At 65.6% G+C, this 21647-nt stretch carries 15 protein-coding genes; 8 read left to right on the top strand and 7 right to left on the bottom strand.

Annotated elements, in window-relative coordinates; genetic code table 11:
* The 4 genes from B3M58_RS21445 to B3M58_RS21460 all read right to left on the bottom strand — a co-directional run.
* Positions 1-1209, bottom strand: a 1209-nt coding sequence (locus B3M58_RS21445) for an alanine/glycine:cation symporter family protein (protein WP_296222334.1), incomplete at its 3' end; no start/stop codon positions are given.
* 286 nt (positions 1210-1495) lie between these two features.
* Positions 1496-4351 (bottom strand): aminomethyl-transferring glycine dehydrogenase, encoded by a 2856-nt coding sequence (gene gcvP / locus B3M58_RS21450; protein ID WP_296222335.1) that lies wholly within the window; start codon positions 4349-4351, stop codon positions 1496-1498.
* 8 nt (positions 4352-4359) lie between these two features.
* Positions 4360-4743 (bottom strand): glycine cleavage system protein GcvH, encoded by a 384-nt coding sequence (gene gcvH / locus B3M58_RS21455; RefSeq protein ID WP_296222336.1) that lies wholly within the window; start codon positions 4741-4743, stop codon positions 4360-4362.
* A 306-nt stretch (positions 4744-5049) separates the two neighbouring features.
* A complete protein-coding gene (locus B3M58_RS21460) occupies positions 5050-6453 on the bottom strand; it encodes an NAD(P)/FAD-dependent oxidoreductase (RefSeq protein ID WP_296222337.1) in 1404 nt (467 codons plus the stop codon).
* Between the two features lie 277 nt (positions 6454-6730).
* Here B3M58_RS21460 and B3M58_RS21465 point away from each other — a divergent pair, with 277 nt between their 5' ends.
* The 3 genes from B3M58_RS21465 (at position 6731) to B3M58_RS21475 (ending at position 12863) form a co-directional block, all read left to right on the top strand.
* Positions 6731-8497: a DUF1302 domain-containing protein gene (locus tag B3M58_RS21465; protein ID WP_296222338.1), complete on the top strand. Its 1767-nt coding sequence runs from the start codon at positions 6731-6733 to the stop codon at positions 8495-8497.
* 28 nt (positions 8498-8525) lie between these two features.
* A complete protein-coding gene (locus tag B3M58_RS21470; protein WP_296222339.1) occupies positions 8526-9896 on the top strand; it encodes a DUF1329 domain-containing protein in 1371 nt (456 codons plus the stop codon).
* A gap of 426 nt (positions 9897-10322) precedes the next feature.
* Positions 10323-12863, top strand: a complete 2541-nt coding sequence (locus B3M58_RS21475; RefSeq protein ID WP_296222340.1) for a LuxR C-terminal-related transcriptional regulator — start codon at positions 10323-10325, stop codon at positions 12861-12863.
* 189 nt (positions 12864-13052) lie between these two features.
* Here B3M58_RS21475 and B3M58_RS21480 read toward each other — a convergent pair whose 3' ends face one another.
* A complete protein-coding gene (locus tag B3M58_RS21480; RefSeq protein WP_296222341.1) occupies positions 13053-13856 on the bottom strand; it encodes a SirB1 family protein in 804 nt (267 codons plus the stop codon).
* Between the two features lie 166 nt (positions 13857-14022).
* Here B3M58_RS21480 and B3M58_RS21485 point away from each other — a divergent pair, with 166 nt between their 5' ends.
* From B3M58_RS21485 to B3M58_RS21500, 4 genes are all read left to right on the top strand, one after another.
* Entirely contained in the window at positions 14023-15045 is a 1023-nt protein-coding gene (locus B3M58_RS21485) for a Leu/Phe/Val dehydrogenase (RefSeq protein ID WP_296222344.1), read from the top strand.
* A gap of 101 nt (positions 15046-15146) precedes the next feature.
* Entirely contained in the window at positions 15147-16238 is a 1092-nt protein-coding gene (pdhA, locus tag B3M58_RS21490) for a pyruvate dehydrogenase (acetyl-transferring) E1 component subunit alpha (RefSeq protein WP_296222345.1), read from the top strand.
* On the top strand, positions 16231-17217 hold the full coding sequence (locus B3M58_RS21495; protein ID WP_296222347.1) for an alpha-ketoacid dehydrogenase subunit beta: 987 nt from the start codon (positions 16231-16233) through the stop codon (positions 17215-17217). Before pdhA ends, B3M58_RS21495 begins: the two co-directional genes overlap by 8 nt.
* A 149-nt stretch (positions 17218-17366) precedes the next feature.
* Complete coding sequence (locus tag B3M58_RS21500; RefSeq protein WP_296222349.1) at positions 17367-18476, top strand: dihydrolipoamide acetyltransferase family protein; 1110 nt, start codon at positions 17367-17369, stop codon at positions 18474-18476.
* A gap of 143 nt (positions 18477-18619) precedes the next feature.
* On the opposite strand, the gene B3M58_RS21505 is transcribed toward B3M58_RS21500, so the two are convergent.
* Entirely contained in the window at positions 18620-18880 is a 261-nt protein-coding gene (locus B3M58_RS21505) for a YebG family protein (protein WP_296222350.1), read from the bottom strand.
* Positions 18881-19078: 198 nt separating this feature from the next.
* On the bottom strand, positions 19079-20080 hold the full coding sequence (locus B3M58_RS21510; RefSeq protein ID WP_414704121.1) for an MBL fold metallo-hydrolase: 1002 nt from the start codon (positions 20078-20080) through the stop codon (positions 19079-19081).
* A gap of 381 nt (positions 20081-20461) precedes the next feature.
* On the opposite strand from B3M58_RS21510, the gene B3M58_RS21515 reads away from it, so the two are divergent.
* The gene (locus tag B3M58_RS21515) at positions 20462-21640 is read left to right on the top strand and encodes a diguanylate cyclase domain-containing protein (RefSeq protein ID WP_296222352.1); all 1179 of its coding nucleotides are present in this window, start codon (positions 20462-20464) and stop codon (positions 21638-21640) included.
* Positions 21641-21647 lie beyond the last annotated feature (7 nt).

Below are 21647 nucleotides of genomic sequence, written 5' to 3' on the forward strand. Positions count from 1 at the left end.
GGCGCCGAACGGCACCGCCAGCACCCAGACGATGCGGAACGGCATGATCGCCTTGGTGCCGACCATGAATTCCCAGCATTTCTCGCCGAAGTAGCTCCAGCCGAGGATGGTGGTGAAGGCGAATACCACCAGGGCGATGCTCAACAGCGCGCCACCGAAGCCCGGCATGGCCGACTCGAAGGCTGCCGCCGAGAGCGCCGCACCGCTGGCGCCGCTGGTCCATACGCCGGAGCAGATGATCGCCAGGCCAGTCATCGAGCAGATGATGATGGTGTCGATAAACGTCCCGAGCATGCCAATCATCCCCGAACGTACCGGGCTGTTGGTGGTGCCGGCCGCCTGGGCGATACCGGCGGTGCCGAGGCCCGCTTCGTTGGAGAAGATGCCGCGCGCGACACCGAAACGGATCGCCGCCATCACTGCCGCGCCAGCGAAGCCGCCAGTGGCCGCGACCGGGGTGAAAGCGTGGGTGAAGATCAGCTCGAAGGCGCCGGGAATGGCGTCGGAGAACACCACCAGCACCACCAACGAGGCGACGATATAGGCCACGCACATGAACGGCACCAGGGCGGCCGCGACTTTACCGATGCGCTTGATGCCGCCGAGGATCACCAGGCCGGTGATCACCATGGTCACCAGGCCGGTGGCCCACAGCGGGATGGCGAAGGTGGTTTCCAGGGCATGCGCCATGCTGTTGACCTGGACCATGTTGCCGATGCCGAACCCGGCGAAGCCGCCGAAGATGGCGAACGCGGTGCCCAGCCACAGCCACTTCTTGCCCAGACCGTTCTTGATCGCATACATCGGCCCGCCGACATGCTCGCCGCGCTCGTCTTTCTCGCGGTAATGCACCGCCAGCACCACTTCGCAATACTTGGTGGCCATGCCGACCAGCGCCGTGCACCACATCCAGAACAGCGCGCCAGGGCCGCCGAGGAAAATCGCAGTGGCGACGCCGGCGATGTTGCCGGTGCCGACCGTGGCGGCCAGGCAGGTCATCAGCGCCTGGAACGGGCTGATTTCGCCGCTTTCTTCGTCGTCTTTTTTACGGCCTTGCCACATCAGCTTGAAGCCGTGGCCGATCTTCGCCAGCGGCATGAACTTCAGGCGCAGCATGAGGAACAGGCCAGTGCCGAGGATCATCACCAGCATGGGGGGGCCCCAGACAAGGCCGTTGATTTGGTTGACCAGGGAAGAGAGGAATTCCATGTAACGCTCCTTTTCTTGTTGTTAGAGCGCGGGGGTGACCCGTGCCGAATAAGGGCTGTCGTGCGGTTGTGCCGCAATGGGAGGAACGGTGTTGCCTGCTTCCGCTGCCAGGCGGCGGAGATAGTTGAGGGTGTGCGCTGTGCGTCATGGGTTTTGCCGACACAAGGGCGCACAGCGCACACCCACAAACTCTGTTGCGACCGCTGAGCATTCAGCGACCTTGTAGGGCGCCTGGTTGGTGGACAAGGCTTCGCCATGTCCACCCTACAGGGCCGTGATTGCTCGGTTAGGCGTCCTGGTAGGCCTCGATGGATGGGCAGGCGCAGATCAGGTTGCGGTCGCCGAACACGTTGTCGACGCGGCCAACCGGCGGCCAGTACTTGCCTTCGATCAGGCTGGCGGTCGGGTACACGGCCAGCTCGCGGCTGTAGGCGTGAGTCCACTCGCCGACCAGTTCCAGGGCGGTGTGCGGGGCGTTTTTCAGCGGGTTGTCGTCTTTGTCCAGGTCGCCTTGTTCCACCGCACGAATTTCTTCGCGGATGGCGATCATGGCGTCGCAGAAGCGGTCCAGTTCTTCCTTGGATTCGCTTTCGGTCGGCTCGATCATCAGCGTGCCGGCCACCGGGAACGACATGGTCGGGGCGTGGAAGCCGAAGTCGATCAGGCGCTTGGCCACATCGTCGACGCTGATGCCGCTGGTCTCCTTGAGCGGACGGATATCCAGGATGCACTCGTGCGCCACCAGGCCGCCTTCGCCGCTGTAGAGCACCGGGTAGTGCTCTTCCAGGCGACGGGCGATGTAGTTGGCGTTGAGAATCGCCATCTGCGAGGCGCGCTTGAGGCCTTCGCCGCCCATCATGCGGATGTACATCCAGGTGATCGGCAGAATGCTCGCGCTGCCGAATGGCGCGGCGCTGACCGCGCCGGTCTTGCGCGCCATGTGGCCGTGGCCGGGCAGGAACGGAATCAGGTGCGCCTTGACGCCGATCGGGCCGACGCCCGGACCGCCGCCGCCGTGCGGGATGCAGAAGGTCTTGTGCAGGTTCAGGTGCGAGACGTCGCCGCCGAACTGGCCTGGGGCGCAGAGGCCGACCATGGCGTTCATGTTGGCGCCGTCGATGTACACCTGGCCGCCGTTGTCATGAATGATCGCGCAGATCTCGCGGATGCCTTCCTCGAACACGCCGTGGGTCGACGGGTAGGTGATCATCAGCGCCGCCAGGCGCTCCTTGTGTTCTTCGGCCTTGGCGCGCAGGTCGGCGATGTCGACGTTGCCGCGTGCGTCGCAGGCGGTCACCACCACGCGCATGCCGGCCATGCTGGCGGTCGCCGGGTTGGTGCCGTGGGCCGATTGCGGGATCAGGCAGATGTCGCGCTGCTCGTCGCCACGGCTCTGGTGGTAAGCGCGGATCGCCAGCAGACCGGCGTATTCGCCCTGGGAGCCGGCGTTCGGCTGCAGGGAGATACCGTCATAACCGGTGGCGGCGCAGAGCATGGCCTCCAGTTCGTCGGTCAGCTGCTGGTAGCCCTGGCTCTGCTCGGCGGGGGCGAAGGGGTGCAGGTTGCCGAACTCGGCCCAGGTCACCGGGATCATCTCGCTGGCGGCGTTGAGCTTCATGGTGCAGGAACCCAGCGGGATCATGCTGCGGTCCAGCGCCAGGCCCTTGTCAGCGAGCTTGCGCAGGTAGCGCATCAGCTCGGTTTCCGAGTGGTAACGGTTGAACACCGGGTGCGCGAGGATCGCCGACTGCCGCAGCAGGTCGTGCGGCAGGCGCCCGGCAACGCTGGCGGCCAGTTCGCTGAAGTTCGGCAGGCTCTGGCCCGGCTCGGCGAAGACTTCCCACAGGTGTTCGACGGCGGCTTGGTCGGTGGTTTCGTCCAGCGACAGGCCGAGGCGTTCGCCGTCGATTTCGCGCAGGTTGATGCCCATCGCGCGCGCCTGCTGGTGCAGCTGCGCGGTGCGCGCGCCACTGGCCAGGCTCAGGGTGTCGAAGAAATGCGCTTGTTCCACCACCAGGCCGAGCTTGCTCAGGCCTTGGGCGAGGATCGCGGTGAGCTGGTGCACGCGCTTGGCGATGCGGGTCAAGCCCACCGGGCCGTGGTACACGGCGTACATGCTGGCGATGTTGGCCAGCAGCACCTGGGCGGTGCAGATGTTGCTGGTGGCCTTCTCGCGGCGGATGTGCTGCTCGCGGGTTTGCATGGCCAGGCGCAGGGCCGGCTTGCCGAAACGGTCGACCGAGACGCCGACCAGGCGGCCCGGCATGTCACGTTTGAAGGCGTCGCGGGTGGCGAAGTAGGCGGCGTGCGGGCCGCCGAAGCCCAGTGGCACGCCGAAGCGCTGGGCGCTGCCCAGGGCCACGTCGGCGCCGAACTCGCCCGGCGGGGTGAGCAGGGTCAGGGCCAGCAGGTCGGCGGCCACGGCAACCAGCGCGCCGACGGCGTGGAAGCGCTCGACCAGCGCGCGGTAATCGAAGATGTCGCCATTGCTCGCCGGGTATTGCAGCAGCGCGCCGAAGTAGGCGCTGGCATCGCCGATGGCGGCTTCGTCGCCGATCACCACCTCGATGCCCAACGGCTCGGCGCGGGTGCGCAGCACGTCGAGGGTTTGCGGGTGGCAGTGCTGCGAGGCGAAGAAGGTGTTGCTGGCCTTGTTCTTCGACAGGCGCTTGCAGAAGGTCATGGCCTCGGCAGCCGCGGTGGCCTCATCGAGCAAGGAGGCGTTGGCGATCGGCAGGCCGCTGAGGTCGCTGATCAGGGTCTGGAAGTTCAGCAGGGCTTCCAGGCGACCCTGGGAAATCTCCGGCTGGTAGGGGGTGTAGGCGGTGTACCAGGCCGGGTTTTCCAGCAGGTTACGCAGGATCGGGCTCGGCGTGTGGGTGCCGTAGTAGCCCTGACCGATGTAGGTCTTGAGCTGCTGGTTCTGCCCGGCGATGGCTTTAATGGTGGCCAGGGCGTCGGCTTCGCTGAGACCCGGCTGGTCGCCGAGCACGCTGCTGCCCTTGATGCTCTCCGGGATCACGCTGGCGGTCAGCGCGTCGAGGGAGTCGAAGCCGAGGGTGTCGAGCATGGCGGCGGTATCGGTCGCACGCGGGCCGATATGCCGGGCGATGAATTCGTTCTGGGTGGTCAGATCGGTCATGTCGATTCTCAGGCGTCGGCGTTGGCGTTGAGCAGGCGTTCATAGGCGGCCTGGTCGAGCAGGGCGGCCACGGCGCTGGCGTCGGTCGGGCGGAAGCGGAAGAACCAGCCCTTGCCCAGCGGATCTTCGTTGACCAACTCCGGGTTGCCTTCGAGGTCGGCGTTGACTTCGAGCACTTCACCGTCGAGCGGCATGGCGATGTTGCTGGCGGCTTTTACCGATTCCAGCACGGCCACTTCGTCACCTGCGGCGTAGCTCTGCGCGTCGGGCAATTGCACGAATACCACGTCACCCAGGGCTTCCTGGGCATAGGCGGTGATGCCCACGGTGACCAAACCATCGGCATCCTGACGCAGCCATTCGTGATCGACGGTAAAACGCAATTCGCTCATGTGAACTCCTCAAAGTGGTCAGGCTCACCCGTTTCTCGTGCGGGCGATGATCAAGGTGCTCGTGCCAGGCAGCGAGCATTGACGAAGAGCAATAGCAAGGGTGGTGCCATTGTTATTTTTATCAATAAAAACAATAACTTATATTGTTTTTGGATGAGCCTTGAATTTCGCTTTGTAGCGAATTCGATACAGTTGCCGCGGGCGGGGGCGGCAACTGTCGGGCAAAGCCGCGCGTGTCGCGGGCTGACAGCTTTGTGTCGCTTTCATTACGCTGTATTGAAATCGATACGTTGTTCGGCGCGGCGGTTAGCGCATCAGGCTTTCCATGCAGTCGGCCAGACGCCTGGCCAGGGCGCGGCGCCAGGGCGCGCTGCGCGGATTGGCCAGCACGTGGTCTTCATGGGCGAAGCTGCGGATGATCGCGTTATAGCCGAGCCAGCGGCAGGGCTCCGGCTCCCAGGCTTTGAGCGCCGTTACCGGGCGCTCACCGAGCACCCAGGGCTGCGCGGTGAGCGCGGTCTGGCGGCCGAGGATCAGGTCGGCCAGGGTGCGCCCGCCGAGGTTGCTGGCGCCGACGCCTTCGCCGCCGTAGCCGCCGGAAAGGGCGATGCGGCCGGCGCGGTCGAGCAGCATGTGCGGCTGGAAGCGCCGCGCCATGCCGAGGTTGCCGCCCCAGCGGTGACTGATCGCGACGTTGCGCAGGTGCGGGAACAGTTCGCCGAACAGGTAGCGACGCAGACCGACTTCGTCGGCGTTGAGGTCGAAGTCATCGCGTAGGCGCCCGCCGAAGCGATAACCGCCGCGGGCGCCGAACACCAGGCGGTCGTCGGCGCTGCGTTGGCCGTAGGTGACCTGGCGGCTGAACTCGCTGAAGGCCTGGCCGCGTTCCAGGCCGATGGCCTGCCACTGCCGGGCGGATAACGGTTCGGTGGCCACCAGCAAGCTCTGCACCGGCAATTGGTAGCGGCGCAGCAGCGGCAGTTCGGCGGCGTAACCTTCCACCGCCGGCACGACCCACTCGGCGCGCAGCTCGCCCTGGTCGGTGCGCAGCAGGCCGGGTTGCCAGTGGTTGACGCGGCTCTGCTCGAACAGCGGCACGCCGAGGCGCTCTACCGCCTCGGCCAGGCCGCGCACCAGCTTGGCCGGCTGGAGGGTTGCGCAGTGCGGGCTGTAGATGGCGCCCAGCGGGTTGTTGACGCGCAGCTGCGCATTCAGCTCGGCGGGCACCAGCCAGCGGTAGTCGGCGTTGCTCAGGCCTTCCCGGTGCAAGGCGTCGAGCCAGGCGCGCAGGCGCTGCTCCTGCTCCGGGTAGCGCGCCGCGCAATACAGCACGCCGCCTTTGCGGTAGTCGCAGTCGATCCCTTCGCGTTGCAGCACCGTGGCGACTTCATCGGGAATCCCGTGCAGCAGGTCGAAACCCGCGCGCCGCTGTTCGGCGGGCAGTCCGGCGAGCAGGCGGTCATCGCCGAGCAGGTTGCCCATCAGCCAGCCGCCGTTACGTCCGGAGGCGCCAAACCCGGCGTATTCGGCCTCGACGATGGCGACGCGCAGCGCGGGCGCCTGGCGCTTGAGGTAGTAGGCGGTCCACAGCCCGGTGTAACCGGCGCCGACGATTGCCACATCGACCGTGAGGCTGCCTTGCAGCGAGGGGCGCGGCGGCTGTGGGGCGAGTTGATCCATCCACAGGCTGATGGCGGGGCGGGTCGGCATCGGGGCATTCCTCGGGCGTTGAACCCCAAGCCTACCCGGCGGCAGGCGCTTTGTCGTGGCACGGCGCGCCTGTGTTGGGGCACCCCTGCGGCGCTATTCATCGGCGCAATGGTGGGCCATTGCGTCGGCGCATGGGCCGGCGGCAAAGCGCCCGTCTAGCCGGGCTGTTCACTCTTTCGGCTGACACGGCAAATACCTCTTTCGGGCGCTTATCCACCCTGGGGCGACTGGGTAGCGTGGCGCTTCAACACGAAACCACGCTTTCCAGGAGAGCCGCATGACAACAAAAACAAGACATGCCATCTTCCAGCCGCGCGCACTGGCCGTTGCCGTCGCGTTAGGCTGTGTCGCGCCGGTCCAGGCGATTACCTTCAATGTCGGCGAGCTCGAAGCGCAGTTCGATTCCGCGCTGTCCGTGGGTGCCAGTTGGGGGGTACGCGGGGCGGACCCGGATTTCATTTCGGTGGCCAGCGGCGGCAAGGCGTCTTCGCGCACCTCGGATGACGGCCGGCTGAACTTCAAGAAAGGCGAAACCTTCTCGAAGATCTTCAAGGGCATTCACGACCTTGAGTTGAAGTACGGCAACACCGGGGTGTTTATCCGCGGCAAATATTGGTACGACTTCGAGACCAAAGACGAAAGCCGGCTGTTCTACGACATCGACGACAGCAACCGGAAAACCGCGGCGCAGTCGTCCGGGGCGGAAATCCTCGATGCCTTCCTCTACCACAACTACAACCTCGGCGACCTGCCCGGCAGCGTGCGGGTCGGCAAGCAGGTGGTCAGCTGGGGCGAGAGCACCTTTATCGGCAACAGCATCAACTCGATCAACCCGATCGACGTGGCGGCCTTCCGCCGGCCTGGCGCGGAGATCAAGGAAGGCCTGATCCCGGTCAACATGCTCTACGTCTCGCAGAGCCTGAGCGATACCCTGAGCATGGAGGCCTTCTATCAGCTGGAGTGGGACCAGACCGTGGTGGATAACTGCGGCACCTTCTTCTCCACCGCCGATGTCGCGGCCGACGGCTGCGACGACCGCCTGGTGGTGCTCGGTGCCGATCTGCCGCCCGGCGAGTCGACCAACTCGTTTGTCGACAACGCCTACATCCCGCGTGCCGGTGACCGCGATGCGCGTGACAGCGGCCAGTATGGCGTGGCCCTGCGCTGGTTCGCCGAAGCGCTGAACGACACCGAGTTCGGCCTGTACGCGATGAATTACCACAGCCGCAACCCGGTATTCAGCACCGTCCGTACGACTACGCCGAACTTCGTCACGTTTATTCCCGGTGCGCCGAATGCGCGTTATTTCATGGAGTACCCGGAGGACATCCGCCTGTATGGCATGAGCTTCCAGACCAACCTCGGCGGCACCGCGTTATCCGGCGAGCTGAGTTACCGGCCGAACATGCCGATATCGATCAACTCCACCGACCTGTCGTTCGCCGCGCTGGGTTTGCCATTCAATCCCGTATTCGAGAGCGGTCATGCGCAGAACGTCGCGGGCGCGGATATCCATGGTTACGAGCGCAAGCCCTTCACCCAGGCGCAGGTCACCGCGGTGCAGTTTATCGACCGGGTACTCGGCGCCAGCCGCCTGACCCTGCTGGGCGAGGTTGGCTACAACCACATCAGCGGCATCAGCGATGACGTCAGCGAGCTGCGTTTTGGCCGCGATCCGATCTACGGCGCCGGCGAGTTCAGCGTGCCGGGCGTGTGCGGCGCGTTCAACGCCGCCAATCCGGACGAGTGCCAGGGTGACGGCTTCTTCACCAGCAGCTCCTGGGGTTACCGCGCGCGCGCCAGCCTGGACTACAGCAACGTATTCGCCGGGGTCAACCTGAGCCCGAGCGTGGCCTGGTCGCATGACGTCGACGGTTACGGGCCGAACTTCAACGAGGGCAGCAAGGCGGTCAGCGTCGGCCTCAACGCCGATTACCAGAACACCTACAACGCCAGCCTCAGTTACACCGACTTCTTCGGTGGCGACTACAACACGATCACCGATCGTGACTTCGTCGCCCTGAGTTTCGGTGTGAACTTCTGATCAACGACGCGCAAAGGACCCGTACATGATGAACAGCACAAGAATCCTGCAAACCGGCGTGTTGGCGCTGTCACTGATGTCTGCCGCCGTGCTGGCGGCGGTTTCCGCCGATGAAGCCGCGCAACTGGGGAGCACACTGACCCCGCTGGGCGCGCAAATGGCCGGCAATGCCGATGGCACTATTCCGGCCTGGACCGGCGGGCAGAGCCCGACGACCGGCAGCGCCGATGCCCGCGGCATCCTCAGCAACCCCTTCGCCGCCGAAAAGCCGCAGTTCGTGATCACCGCGCAGAACGCCGAGCAATACCGCGACAAGCTCTCCGACGGCCAGTTGGCGATGCTCAAGCGCTACCCGGAGACCTACCGCATTCCGGTGTACCCGACCCACCGCACCATGGCCCATCCGCAGGCGGTCTACGACACCACCAAGACCTGCGCCACCACGGTCACCGCGATTGACGGCGGCAACGGCTTGCAAAATTACCTGGGCTGTCGCGCCTACGCCTTCCCGATCCCCAAGAGCGGGGTCGAGGTGGTGTGGAACCACATCACCCGCTACCGGGGGCAGAACGTGCGCCGGCAGATCGTCCAGGCCGCGCCGCAGGCCAATGGCGCCTACACCCTGGTCAAGTTCGAGGACGAGGTCGCCTTCCCGCAGAACGTCGACGGCCTGGATGCGGAGAAAGCCGGCAACGTGCTGCTGTTCTTCAAGCAACGGGTCACCGCGCCGTCGCGCCTGGCCGGTAACGTGCTGCTGGTGCACGAGACCATCGATCAGGTCAAGGAACCGCGCCTGGCCTGGGTCTACAACGCCGGCCAGCGCCGCGTGCGCCGCGCCCCGCAAGTGGCCTACGACGGCCCGGGCACCGCGTCGGACGGCATGCGCACCACCGACAACTTCGACATGTACTCCGGCGCGCCGGATCGCTACGACTGGAAGCTGATCGGCAAGAAGGAGATGTACATCCCCTACAACAGTTTGCGCTTGACCCAGCCTGACCTGAAATACGACGACATTCTCAAGGCGGGCCATATCAACCAGGACCTGACCCGTTACGAGCTGCATCGGGTCTGGGAAGTGGAAGCTACGGTGAAAACCGACGAGCGGCATATCTATGCCAAACGCAAACTGTATGTCGACGAAGACAGCTGGCAGATCGCCCTGGTCGATCACTACGATGGTCGTGGTGCGCTGTGGCGCGTAGCGGAAGGGCATCATTACTTCAACTACAGCGAGCAACTGGCAGGCTTTGCCACCGAGGTGCTGTACGACCTGCTTGGCGGGCGCTACATCTCCATCGGCCTGTTCAACGAAGAGCGTCAGCCGCTGCAGTTCGGCTTCCGTGCCTCCGGTGCGGATTTCACCCCGGCGGCCCTGCGCAGCAGCGGGGTGCGCTGAGGCGCTGTTTGGGCAACCTTGCTCCGTGATTGGGCGGCCTGCGGGCCGCCTTTTTTATGGCTTTGTATCCGTTAACGGTTGTACGCAGATTCGGTAGGGTGGGTTAGTGGCGCTGAGGCGAGCTGACAGAGCAACTGCGTACTGGATGCGCCACGTAACCCACCAAGGGTTAATCGGCCTGCCCCCTTTGGTGGGTTACGGCGCAACGGACTATGCAGCCGCCGATAGTCCATGGTCATGCGCCTAACCCACCCTACGCATTACCGCGTTCCAGGCATCGCCTAGCCGGCGGCACGTTTCAACACATAATGGGTATCGAGCCTTTTTTATCGGCGCTTATCAGGCGGCGTGATAGAGCTGGGGCGCGTGGCGATTGCCGACTAGCCTGAGGCATCGGCCCCCTGATAAAAATAATTACGAGTCGTCATGACCGCCTACGCGCCATCTCCCCCCATCGCGTTGCCGTCCTGTGGCAAGAGCGGATTGCCCCGGCAGCCGCCTGGGCATATTCAGCGCCAGCCCTTGCAGCAGCGCCTGCTCGGCGAAGCGTGTCGGTTACGCCTGTTGGTCGCCCCGGCCGGGTTCGGCAAGTCGGTGCTGCTCGCCGATTGCGCGCGGGCCTGCCCGCCCGAGTACACGCCGTTGTGGCTCAACTGTGCGACCTGGACGGGCTCGGCCGCCGCGTTTTGTCGACAGTTGGCCAGTGCCCTGGGCTATCCGCCGGCGCTCGACGAGGCGCAGTTGGGCGCCGCCTTGGCCGCCGAAGAGCGGGCGCTGTGGATCATGCTCAACGATTACCCGCGCGAGCCCGACGACGCGCTCGATGCCTGCCTCGACCACCTGATCGGCGTGTCCCCGGCGAACCTGAACTGGTGGCTGGGCAGCCGCCGGCGGCCCAATTGCAACCTGCCGCGCCTGCTGTTGGAGGGTGAGCTGTTCGAGCTGGATCACCGCGACCTGGCGTTCGGCGCTGGCGAAGTCGGCCTCTGGCTGCACCAGGTCGATCCGTCGCGCCTGGCCTGGGCCGATGCATTGCACGGCATGACCGCGGGCTGGCCGGCGGCCTTGCGCCTGCGTTTGTTGGCCGCCCAGGGCGAGCGCGAGGCCGGGCCTGCGCTGTGTGAGGAGCACAGCTCGCTGCTGCGCGATTACATCGAGCACGAAGTGCTGCATGGCTTGCCGGCTGATCTGCTGCATGCGCTTTGCCAGTTGGCGCAGATTCCACGTTTCAGCAGCGCGCTCTGTGAGCATCTGCTGGGCGTCGGCGAGGGCGCCGAATGGTTGCAGGCCTTGCGCGTGCGCGGTGTGTTTATCGACGAGCTGGAAGGCGCCGCCGACTGGTTCGAGGTGTTCCCGCCCTTGGCCGTCTTGCTGCAACAGCGGCGCAAGGCCGAGCCCTGTGCCAGCCTGCACCTGCACGCCAGCCAGTGGTTCGCCGCCCAGGGCGATGTGCGCGCAGCGGTGGAGCATGCGCTCAAGGGCGGGCAACCGGAGGTGGCGGCGAGTTTTCTCGAACGCTTCACCGAGGAGCAGTTGCTGCAAGGCCAGGACCTCGGGCTGATCCTGCGCTGGCGCGGCGAGCTGCCGGAGAGCCTGCTGTCGAGTACCCCGCGGCTGATTCTGTTGAACGCCTGGGTGTTGCTGTTGGTCGGTCGCGTCGACGAGGCGAAAGCCTGTGCCGATCAGGTGGCGCGTTTCCAGCCGCGCCCGGACGGCGAGCGCACGAGCGAATTGTTCGCCCAATGGCAGGCCCTGAGCGGCATTGCGGCGTGCGGCCGTGGCTACACGGCCACCGCGCGCATGCACCTGCAAGAGGCCTTGCAGGGCTTGCCGGAAGCCGCGTGGGCGCAAGCCTTGTTGTGCCGTTCGCTACTGACTCAGATGGCCATCGGCGAAGGCAACCTGGAGGCGGCCCAGGGGCTGGGCTATGAAGCGCTGAAACAGGCGCGCCGCTACGGCAGCCCGGTGTTCGAGGCGTTGCTGGAGCTCGACCATGCGCTGTTGCTGGAGGCGCGCGGCGAGTTCGCGCGGGGCCAGACGCTGCTGCTGCGGGTGCTCAAGCAGTTGGATATTCAGGTTCTACGGCAGACCCCGGTATGGGGGCGGCTGCATATGCGCCTGGGGCGTCTGGCCCTGCGTCAGGGGTGCATCGCGGAGGCCGACGAGCTGCTGCGGTGCGGCCTCGCCGAAGCCTTGCACTACGGCGATCCCGGGGCTTTTTATGGCTACCTGAGCCTGGCCGAACTGGCGGCGCAGCAGCAGGACCTGCCCGCCGCATTCGCGCGCCTGGCCGAGGCCGAGCGCCTGATGCAGCGCCAGCGCGTGGCGGAAACCCTCTATCGCGGGGTACTGCTCCTGGCCAGCAGCCGGTTGTGGATGTGGCAGGGGCACCATGACCGGGCCCGTATCGCGTTGACCCGCGTGCTGGGTTATCGGCAGCGCGAACAGGCGATGTTGCCGCCGCCGGCGTTCCCCGAGTTGATCCCACGCTTGCAGCATTTGCTGCTGTGTCTGGATATGGCCGAGGGAACAGATGTGCGCATCGCGTTATACGCCTTGCTCGAACAGAGCCTGACCGAGGGCCGCCAGGCGCTCGCCAGCGAACTGTGGTTGAGTTATGCCGAGGCTTGCAGCGCCTGCGGTGAGTACACGGCCGCTGCGCAGGCGCGACAGGCCGGGCAAAGCCTGCGCCAGCGCTTGAATTACCAGTGCCTGTGGTTCGAGGCGAAGGTGGCCGCGCCGGGCACGGCAAGCGAGGTCGCGGTAACAGCGGACGCGCCGCTCAGCGCCCGTGAGTTGGCGGTGCTGCGCCTGATCGCCCAGGGCTGTTCCAACCAGGAAGTCGCCGAGCAGTTGTTCATCTCCCTGCACACGGTGAAAACCCATGCGCGGCGGATCAACGGCAAGCTTGGTGTGGCGCGGCGTACGCAGGCGGTGGCGCAGGCCAAGGCTCAGGGGTTGTTGTAGCCCCCTAGCCGGCGGTTAAGCGGTTTCTCGTCGGGTGGCTCGGGCCGCTGCCGCTAGCGATGCTCCCGCGAAGTGCGCCATAACCCAGCATCGGCGCAATGCGGGAGCGCGCCTGCTGGGTTACGTGGCGCGCCGCACGGCTGGAGCTTGATCGCTCAACGCTTGCGCTAACCGGTGCAGGCGCTGTGGCTAATGCAGCGCTGGCGCCGTACTCAGCTGACGCAAGCGTTCGCTGAGCAGCATGCGTTGCGCCGGGTCGTCGCACAGCAGCAGGGCGTGCTGCACATCGAAGCGTTCGGCTTGCGGGCAATCCAGGCGTTGATAGAGCTCGGCGCGCGCCAGGTGATCGCCCACCGTTGGCGTGCCCAGGAGCAGTACGCGCTCGGCGTCTTTCAGCGCCGCCAGGTAATCCTCGGCGAGCAGGTGCAGTTGGCGCAGGTTGCGCGACAAGCGCAGCAGCATGCTGCGTGCATCGCAGCTAAGTAGATGGTTGGCGGACAACTCGGCGCTGGCACCGAGGTGGCGCAGCAGCAGTTCGCGGCAGTCGCGGGTGTACAGACGGCGCCCGCCGCAGGGGTCGAGCAGGTGGTCGGCGCCGGGTACGCGGAGCAGGAAGTGTCCGGGGAAGTTCACCCCTTGCAGCGGAATTTGCAGACGCTGCGCCAGCTCCAGGGCCAGCAACGCCAGCGACAGCGGTTGCCCACGGCGCCGTTGCAGCACTTTGTGCAGCAAGGCCACCTGTGGCTTGAGCGGGCTGTCGTCGTCTTCGTGGAAGTCCAGTTCGTTGAGGCGCCGCAGCAGCGGTTGCGCCAGCTCTGCGGCAGGCAGGTTGGGCAGGCCGGCGCTGACCTGTTGCTGCAAACCGTTGAGGTCGCGCAGCACCTCGGCCGGTTGCAGCGCCGGGTCGTGTTCGGCGGCGATCCACAGGGCCGCCTCGAAGAGGGCGGGTGGCTCACGGTCAAGGCAGGCAAGGCAGGTTTGGCGCGGGCTCATGAACACCTCCTGTGATAGCCCGTTGTAACCGGCCGCCTGCGCCGCGTCCAGTCCTTGCACTTGCTTATGCAGCCGAGCATGGCTTGTTGGCGTGCTTATACCGGTGCGGTCGGTTGCCCATGGGCACGCCGCCTATACTGCCGTTAAGCAGCAAGGGAGCCACAGCATGTTCGCCATGATGGAAGCCGCCCGACTTGAGGCATTGCACCTCACCCAGGACCCGCTTACCGGCCTCAAGGCCATTATTGCCATCCACAACACCCGCCTCGGCCCGGCGCTTGGCGGTTGCCGCTATCTGGCCTACCCCGACGAGCAAAGCGCGATTCGCGATGCCGTGCGCCTGGCCCAGGGCATGAGCTACAAAGCCGCCTTGGCCGGCATCGCCCAGGGCGGCGGCAAGGCGGTAATCATCCGCCCGGCGCATGTGGATAACCGTGGCGCGCTGTTCGAAGCCTTCGGCCGCTTTATCGAAACCCTCAATGGCCGCTACATCACCGCCATGGACAGCGGCACGTCCAGCGCCGACATGGACTGCATCGCCCAGCACACCCACCATGTCACCAGCACCACCAGCGAGGGCGACCCGTCGCCGCACACCGCCATGGGCGTCTTCGCCGGTATCCGCGCCACAGCGCGGGCGCGGTTGGGCAGCGACGACCTCGAAGGCCTGCGCGTGGCCATCCAGGGTCTCGGCAATGTGGGCTATGCGCTGGCCGAGCAGCTGCATGCCGCCGGTGCCGAATTGCTGGTCAGCGACCTGGACGCCGGGCGCGTGCAACTGGCGGTCGAGCAGCTCGGCGCCCAGCCGGTGGCCAGCGAGGCCTTGCTCACCACCCCTTGCGACATCCTCGCGCCCTGCGGCCTGGGTGGCGTGCTGAATGCCGAGACCGTCGGCCAGCTGCGTTGCTCGGCAATCGCCGGCGCGGCGAACAACCAGCTGGCCAGCGGCGAGATCGCCGACACCTTGCAGGCGCGCGGGATTCTCTATGCCCCGGATTACGTGATCAATTCCGGCGGGTTGATCTACGTCGCGCTCAAGCACCGCGGTGAAAGCCTGGCGGCGATCACCGCGCACCTGGCGCAGATCAGCCTGCGTCTGACCGAAATCTATGCCCACGCCCAGGCCGACAAGCGCTCACCCGCGCGGGTCGCCGATGCCTTGGCCGAGCGCTTGCTGAACGCCAGCTGAAGCGATTGCCGAGGGCGCGGCCGCCGCGCCCTCGCGCCACCCCCGAGACCACAAGCCCCGGGGGCCGACGCGACATCCACAAGGTGTCGAGGAGACCGAGCATGCCCGAGCGTCTGCAACTCCCCTATACCCGCTACCTCGACCCCAGCGGCCGCCCGCTTGGCAGCTTGCCGGCGTGGGCCGGCGACCACGAATTGTTGCGCCGCCTGTACCGGCAGATGGTGCTGACGCGTCTGTTCGACCAGAAGGCGGTCGCCCTGCAACGCACCGGGCGCATCGGCACCTATGCGCCGACCCTCGGCCAGGAGGCGATCGGCGTGGCCATCGGTGCGCTGATGCAGGCCGAGGACGTGTTGGTGCCGTATTACCGCGACACCGCCGTGCAATTGATGCGCGGGGTAAAGATGGAAGAAATCCTCCTCTACTGGGGCGGCGACGAGCGTGGCAGCGCCTTTGTCAACCCGGCCGTGGCGGAGGACTTCCCGCTCTGCGTACCCATCGCCACCCAGGCCCTGCATGCCTGCGGCGTGGCCACGGCGATGAAGATTCGCGGCGAGCAGCGCGTCGCCGTGACCACCTGCGGCGACGGCGCCACCAGCAAGGGCGACTTTCTCGAAGCGCTGAACGTGGCCGGCGCCTGGCAGTTGCCGGTGGTGTTCGTGATCAACAACAACCAGTGGGCGATTTCCGTGCCGCGGCGTATCCAGTGCGGCGCACCGACCCTGGCGCAGAAGGCCATCGGCGCCGGCTTTCCCGGCGAGCAGGTTGACGGCAACGACATCCTCGCGGTTTACGCGCGCATGCAGTGGGCGCTTGAGCGCGCACGGCAGGGCAAGGGGCCGGTGCTGCTGGAGTGCCTGAGTTACCGCCTCGGCGACCACACCACCGCCGACGACGCCACCCGCTACCGCAGTGCCGAGGAAGTGAAGCAGGCCTGGCAGGAAGAACCGATCAAGCGCCTGCAAGCCTTTCTCGCCGGCCAGGGCGTGTGGGACGAGCGCCGCGAACAGGCACTGATCGGCGAGTGTCAGGCACGGGTGCAGCAAGCGGTGGAGGCCTTCGAGCAGGCCGGCCAGCCGTCGCCCGAGGCGGCGCTCGATTACGTCTATGCGCAGTGGCCGGCGGCGTTGGCCGAGCAGCGCGCGTTGTTCCTCGAACGCGTGGTTCGTCGCCAGGAGGCCGGTCATGAGTAGCGCCAAGCTGAGCCTGCTCGAAGCGGTCAACCTAGCCCTGCATCGGGCGATGCGCGAGGACGCGAATGTCGTGGTGCTGGGCGAGGATGTCGGCGTCAACGGCGGGGTGTTCCGCGCCACCGCCGGTTTGCGCGACGCCTTTGGCTTCAAGCGGGTGATCGACACGCCGCTGGCGGAAACCATGATCGCCGGTCTGGCGGTGGGCATGGCCGCGCAAGGCTTGAAGCCGGTGCTGGAAATCCAGTTCATGGGCTTTATCTACCCGGCCATGGACCACTTGGTGTCGCACGCCAGCCGCCTGCGTTGCCGTACCCGTGGGCGCTTGAGCTGCCCGCTGGTGCTGCGCAGCCCGATGGGCGCCGGCATCCGCGCGCCGGAGCACCATAGCGAAAGCACCGAGGCGTTGTTCGCGCATATTCCGGGCTTGCGGGTGCTGATCCCCTCGTCGCCGGCGCGCGCCTACGGCCTGCTGTTGGCGGCGATCGACGATCCCGACCCGGTGATCTTCCTCGAACCGACCCGCTTGTACCGGATGAACCCGCAAGTGCTGGTCGACGACGGCCAGCGCCTGCCGCTGGACAGCTGCTTCACCTTGCGCGAAGGCAGCGACCTGACCCTGATCAGCTGGGGCGCCAGCGTCCACGAAACCCTGCAAGCCGCCGCACAGCTGGCGGAGCAGGGGGTGTCCGCCGAGGTGATTGACGTCGCCTGCATCAAGCCGCTGGACCTCGACACCCTGGAGGCCTCGGTGCGCAAGACCGGGCGCTGCGTGATCGTGCACGAGGCGCCGAAGAGCGGCGGCGTCGGCGCCGAGATCGCCGCCAGCCTGTACGAGCGCGCGCTGTTGGATTTGCAGGCGCCGATCCAGCGCGTCACCGCGCCGGATATTCCGCCGCCGCTGTACCGACTGGAGCCGCTGTACATCCCCGCTGTCGCGGACATTGTGGCGGCCTGCGACACGGTGCTGAATTACGCCTGAACCTTGGGGGCAATGGTGCGCGCGGCGCAGTCTTCGAGCCGGTCGCTGATCATGTAGGAGCGGGTCATGCCCGCGAACGATTGTATGGCTGATGACCTTATCGCGGACAAGTCCGCTCCTACCTGGAGCGGTGGAATCGGGAGAACGCCATGAAATATTTCAAACTGCCCGACCTGGGCGAGGGGCTGCAGGAAGCCGAGATCGTCGAGTGGCACGTCAAGGCCGGCGATGTGGTGAAAGCCGACCAATTGCTGGTATCGGTGGAAACCGCCAAGGCCATCGTCGACATCCCCGCGCCTTATGACGGCACGGTGTTGCAGACCTTCGGCATGGAGGGCGACATTCTGCATGTCGGCGAGCCGCTGCTGGCCTACGAGGGCGAAGCCGATGCCGGCACCGTGGTTGGGCGTCTGCAGGGGGGCGGCGAGGCCCAGGCCGACAGCTTCTTCGTCGGCGCCGCGCCTTCGACCCGCGAACACCTGGCGCCGCGGGCGACCCCTGCGGTGCGTCAGCTGGCCCGCCAGCTGGGTGTCGACCTGAGTACGTTGCATGGCTCCGGCAGCGATGGCCTGATCACCCGCAGCGATGTCGAGGCCGCCACACAGAGCGCCCGCGACAAGTTCGGCGGCGACAAGCTGCGTGGCGTGCGGCGCAGCATGGCGATCAATATGGCGCGCGCGCATGCCGAGGTGGTGCCGGTGGTGATCGTCGCTGACGCCGACCTGCACCGCTGGGCGCAAGCGCGCGATCCGCTGGTGCGGATCGCCCAGGCGATTGCCGCCGCCTGCGAGGTCGAGCCGGTGCTGAACAGTTGGTTCGATGGCAAATCGTTGTCGATCAAGCAGCACAACCAGCTCGACCTGGGCATTGCCGTGGACAGCCCGGATGGGTTGTTCGTGCCGGTGCTGCGCAATGTCGGCGCGCGCAACGCCGAAGACTTGAAGGCGGGTGCGGCGCGCCTGCGTGCGGACGTCAAGGCGCGCTCGATTCCGCCGCAGGAAATGATGGGCGCCACGCTGACCCTGTCCAATTTCGGCACCTTGTTCGGCCGCTACGCCAACCCGATTGTCATGCCGCCGCAAGTGGCGATTATCGGTGCCGGCGGTATCCGCGACGAACCGGTGGCAGTGGCCGGCAAGGTGCTGGTGCACCCGATCCTGCCGCTGTCGCTGACCTTCGACCACCGCGCGGTCACCGGCGGCGAGGCGGCGCGTTTTCTCAAGGCTTTGGTGCAGGCATTGGAGCAGCCCGAAGGCTGATCAGGGCCGGGTATCGTGACTCCAGATGCATAGGGTGGCGATGGCGGTCAGCCCGGCGTACCAGGCGGCGCCATGTACGCCCTACGTCTGCCAAGCCGGCACGCATGCGGCCCTGGGCAGATCGACGCCCCGTGGCAGAGCACTTACTCGCTTGCGGCTTGTTCCAGTTCGCTCAGGGCATCGGGCTGGTTCTTGAAGGCCTTGGCGAAGATTTCGCGGTTTTTCGCCATAAAGATGCCCAGTTCTTCACCCTGCGCTTCGTTCAGCGAAGGCACGGCCTTTTGCAGCACGTCGGTGAGTAGCTCGGCCAGTTCGAGCATCTTGTCATGACGATCGGCTTCGGCTTTATCCATAAATAAACGCTCCAGATCCCGACTGCTGCGGTACACCACTTCGACGGCCATTCATCACCTCTACGCCTTCACGCTGATGGGTTACAAGAAACTGTTTATATATACAGTGGTGGCGAGCATAAAGAACTCGGCCCGCTTTGAACAGCGGCAATTGCCGCGCCGGGTTTGAACATAGCCGATTGAGGGGATGGTGTATGTGACCGGATACCGCCTGGGCATTGCGCCCAGGCGGCCTGTGCAGGCGACGAATCAGCGGTCGCTGCGCAGCGGTCCGAACTCACTGGGTACCCAGGCGTAGCCAGCGCCTTCGCTGCGCACGTGGCCGATCCCGGGGAACGGCATGTGTGCACCGGCGACCCAGAGTTTGTCGCGGGCGGCATCGGCGAACACCTGCTTGCGGCTTGCCAGGGCTTTCGGGCTGTCGACGTCGAACTCGATGACCACTTCGGGCTGGGCGAATTGCACCGCATGGCTGTGCACGATATCGCCCCACACCAGCAGGCTCTGTGCGTTGGAGCTGAACAGGTAAGAGGTGTGCCCCGGCGTATGGCCTGGGGTCGGCACCAGACTCACGCCGGGAAGTAATGTGTCGCCCTGGGCATAGACCGTCAGTTTGCCAGCGGCCGTGTAGGGTGCCACCGAGGCTTGCGACATTTTGAAGAAACCCTGGTTGGCTGGCGCTGCCTTGGCCGCGATCTCGGCGTCCAGCCAGTAGTCGGCTTCGGCCTTGGGCACGAATACCGTGGCATTCGGGTAGGCGGCCTTGCCGTCGCTGGTGAGCAGGCCGCAGGCGTGATCCGGGTGCAGGTGGGTGAGCAGCACGCTATCCACCTGATCGAGGCTGTAGCCGGCAGCTTTGAGGTTGTTTTGCACCACGCCGAGGGTCGGCCCGAAGCATTGCGCGGCGCCGGTATCGACCAGCACCAGATTGCTGCCAGTGTTGATCAGGTATGCGTTGACGGCGGTCTGCACGCCCTTGCTCGACTCGATGAACATCTTCGCCAACAAGCTCTGGATGTTTTCGGCGCTGGCGCCTTTGAGCAGTGTGCTGTCGAGGTCGATATAGCCGTCGTACAGCGCGGTCACTTCGAAATCGCCCAGCGCCATGCGGTAGAAACCGGGCACCTGAGTCTGCTGTTTAGCCACCGGCGCGGCGCTGGCGCTGAGCGGCAACAGCATGCCGAAGGCGACGGTGCTGGCAACGGTGGCGGCGAGTAGCGCCTGACGCGCGCGGGTCGAGGGTAAGGCCATGGCAGATCTCCATTTCGAGTTAAAACGCTGGGCTGACCGCTGGCTCGCGCCGTTGCGATCGAGGGGGGCGGTCAGGGCGTTGGTTATCCGTTGCCAGGGTTTTTTTGTCTAGTACGTACGATTTTGTCGATTAGTTACGTAACGGTAAGTCATCGCGCGAGCGGGCAAACGGCGAGGGCGATCCGCCTGGGGCAAAGCTAAGGGCATTTGCACGGGGTTGTGCTGGTTTTCGCGACGGTTTGCATCTGTTACTGGACGTTAGGCGCCGGCCAGCAAAAATTGCTGGCCTATTGCTATATGCCGGCCTTGCTGGGCGCCCTGGCGAAGCCTAGTATCCGCGCATCTTCAGCCGGTTTTCCTAACCCTTTACGCAGGTGCGCCATGCTGCCGTTTGCAGGTCGTATCGAACGAAAGCTGTTTGCCTTACTGGCCATCGTTTACCTGAGTTTGTTCGTGGTGGTCGGTGCGATCTGGGGCAGCCGTGCGGACATTGCCGATGGGCAGAATCTGGAAAGCTTGCACCGCTCGCTGTACCGCCTGGCCGGTACGCTGTCGTTGCTCACCGATGCTGAAACCGGCCAGCGCGGTTATCTGCTCACCGGCAAAGAGGCGTACCTGGAGCCTTACACCAAAGCCAGCGAGCGCCTGGAACGGCAATTTGTAAGCTTGAATAACACCCCCGCGCTGGCCGCACACAAAGCCGATCTGGTCGCCATCGAACGCCTCGCCGAGCTGAAAATGGCGGTGGTGAATAAAATTATCGACTTACGTCGCACTCGTGGCTTTGAGGCCGCGCGTGAATTGATGCAGCAGGACCGCGGCAAGGTGTACATGGATGAACTGCGCCTGCGCATTGGTGGCTTGGAAGCGCACATTACCGAAGCGCTGGAGCAGCAGCGTGCGGACTTGCTGCTGCGTTCGCGCGTGGCGCTCTGGGGCGGCGGCGGCATTGCCTTGGCGATGCTCGCCTTGCTGGGGCTGGTCTACCGCGACTTGCGCCGCGATTTGCGCGAGCGCGGCGAGTTGCTCAAGCGGTTGGCGTTCGAATCGCAACACGATCCCTTGACCCAACTGCCGAATCGCCGCGTGTTCAACGAGTCGCTCGACCAGGCGTTGGCCTTGGCCCGGCGCGCCGAGCGCAAGGTGGCGCTGATGTACCTCGACCTGGACGGCTTCAAGCCGGTCAACGATGAATACGGTCACGCCACCGGCGACCGCTTGCTCAAGGCGATTGCCGAGCGTTGGCGCGAAGCGGTGCGCGAAGGCGAAATATTGGCGCGCCTGGGCGGCGACGAGTTCGCGGTGATCGCCGAAGGCGAAGCGCCGGCCATCGAGCGCCTGGCGCAACGCCTGATGGCGGCCCTGGAGCAGCCATTACTGGCCGATTTGCCGCAGGTGCGCGTCGGCGTCAGCATTGGCATGGCGCAATACCCCCAGCACGGTGAGGACCGTCGCCGGCTGGTAGCGGCTGCCGACACGGCGATGTACCAGGCCAAGGAAGCCGGCAAGCATTGCTATGCCTGGCCAGCCCGTAGCGGCGTAGTCGCGCCGACCCGTTAATCGCTGA

The sequence above is a fragment of the Pseudomonas sp. UBA2684 genome, assembly GCA_002354655.1.
In the GTDB taxonomy this organism is placed as follows: domain Bacteria; phylum Pseudomonadota; class Gammaproteobacteria; order Pseudomonadales; family Pseudomonadaceae; genus Aquipseudomonas.

Coding starts and splice junctions, on each gene's coding strand:
- B3M58_RS21465 (WP_296222338.1), top strand. CDS start 6,731: ATGACAACAAAAACAAGACATGCCATCTTCCAGCCGCGCGCACTGGCC.
- B3M58_RS21515 (WP_296222352.1), top strand. CDS start 20,462: ATGCTGCCGTTTGCAGGTCGTATCGAACGAAAGCTGTTTGCCTTACTG.
- B3M58_RS21460 (WP_296222337.1), bottom strand. CDS start 6,453: ATGCCGACCCGCCCCGCCATCAGCCTGTGGATGGATCAACTCGCCCCA.
- B3M58_RS21475 (WP_296222340.1), top strand. CDS start 10,323: ATGACCGCCTACGCGCCATCTCCCCCCATCGCGTTGCCGTCCTGTGGC.
- B3M58_RS21495 (WP_296222347.1), top strand. CDS start 16,231: ATGAGTAGCGCCAAGCTGAGCCTGCTCGAAGCGGTCAACCTAGCCCTG.
- gcvH (WP_296222336.1), bottom strand. CDS start 4,743: ATGAGCGAATTGCGTTTTACCGTCGATCACGAATGGCTGCGTCAGGAT.
- B3M58_RS21480 (WP_296222341.1), bottom strand. CDS start 13,856: ATGAGCCCGCGCCAAACCTGCCTTGCCTGCCTTGACCGTGAGCCACCC.
- B3M58_RS21500 (WP_296222349.1), top strand. CDS start 17,367: ATGAAATATTTCAAACTGCCCGACCTGGGCGAGGGGCTGCAGGAAGCC.
- gcvP (WP_296222335.1), bottom strand. CDS start 4,351: ATGACCGATCTGACCACCCAGAACGAATTCATCGCCCGGCATATCGGC.
- B3M58_RS21470 (WP_296222339.1), top strand. CDS start 8,526: ATGAACAGCACAAGAATCCTGCAAACCGGCGTGTTGGCGCTGTCACTG.
- B3M58_RS21505 (WP_296222350.1), bottom strand. CDS start 18,880: ATGGCCGTCGAAGTGGTGTACCGCAGCAGTCGGGATCTGGAGCGTTTA.
- pdhA (WP_296222345.1), top strand. CDS start 15,147: ATGCCCGAGCGTCTGCAACTCCCCTATACCCGCTACCTCGACCCCAGC.
- B3M58_RS21485 (WP_296222344.1), top strand. CDS start 14,023: ATGTTCGCCATGATGGAAGCCGCCCGACTTGAGGCATTGCACCTCACC.
- B3M58_RS21510 (WP_414704121.1), bottom strand. CDS start 20,080: ATGGCCTTACCCTCGACCCGCGCGCGTCAGGCGCTACTCGCCGCCACC.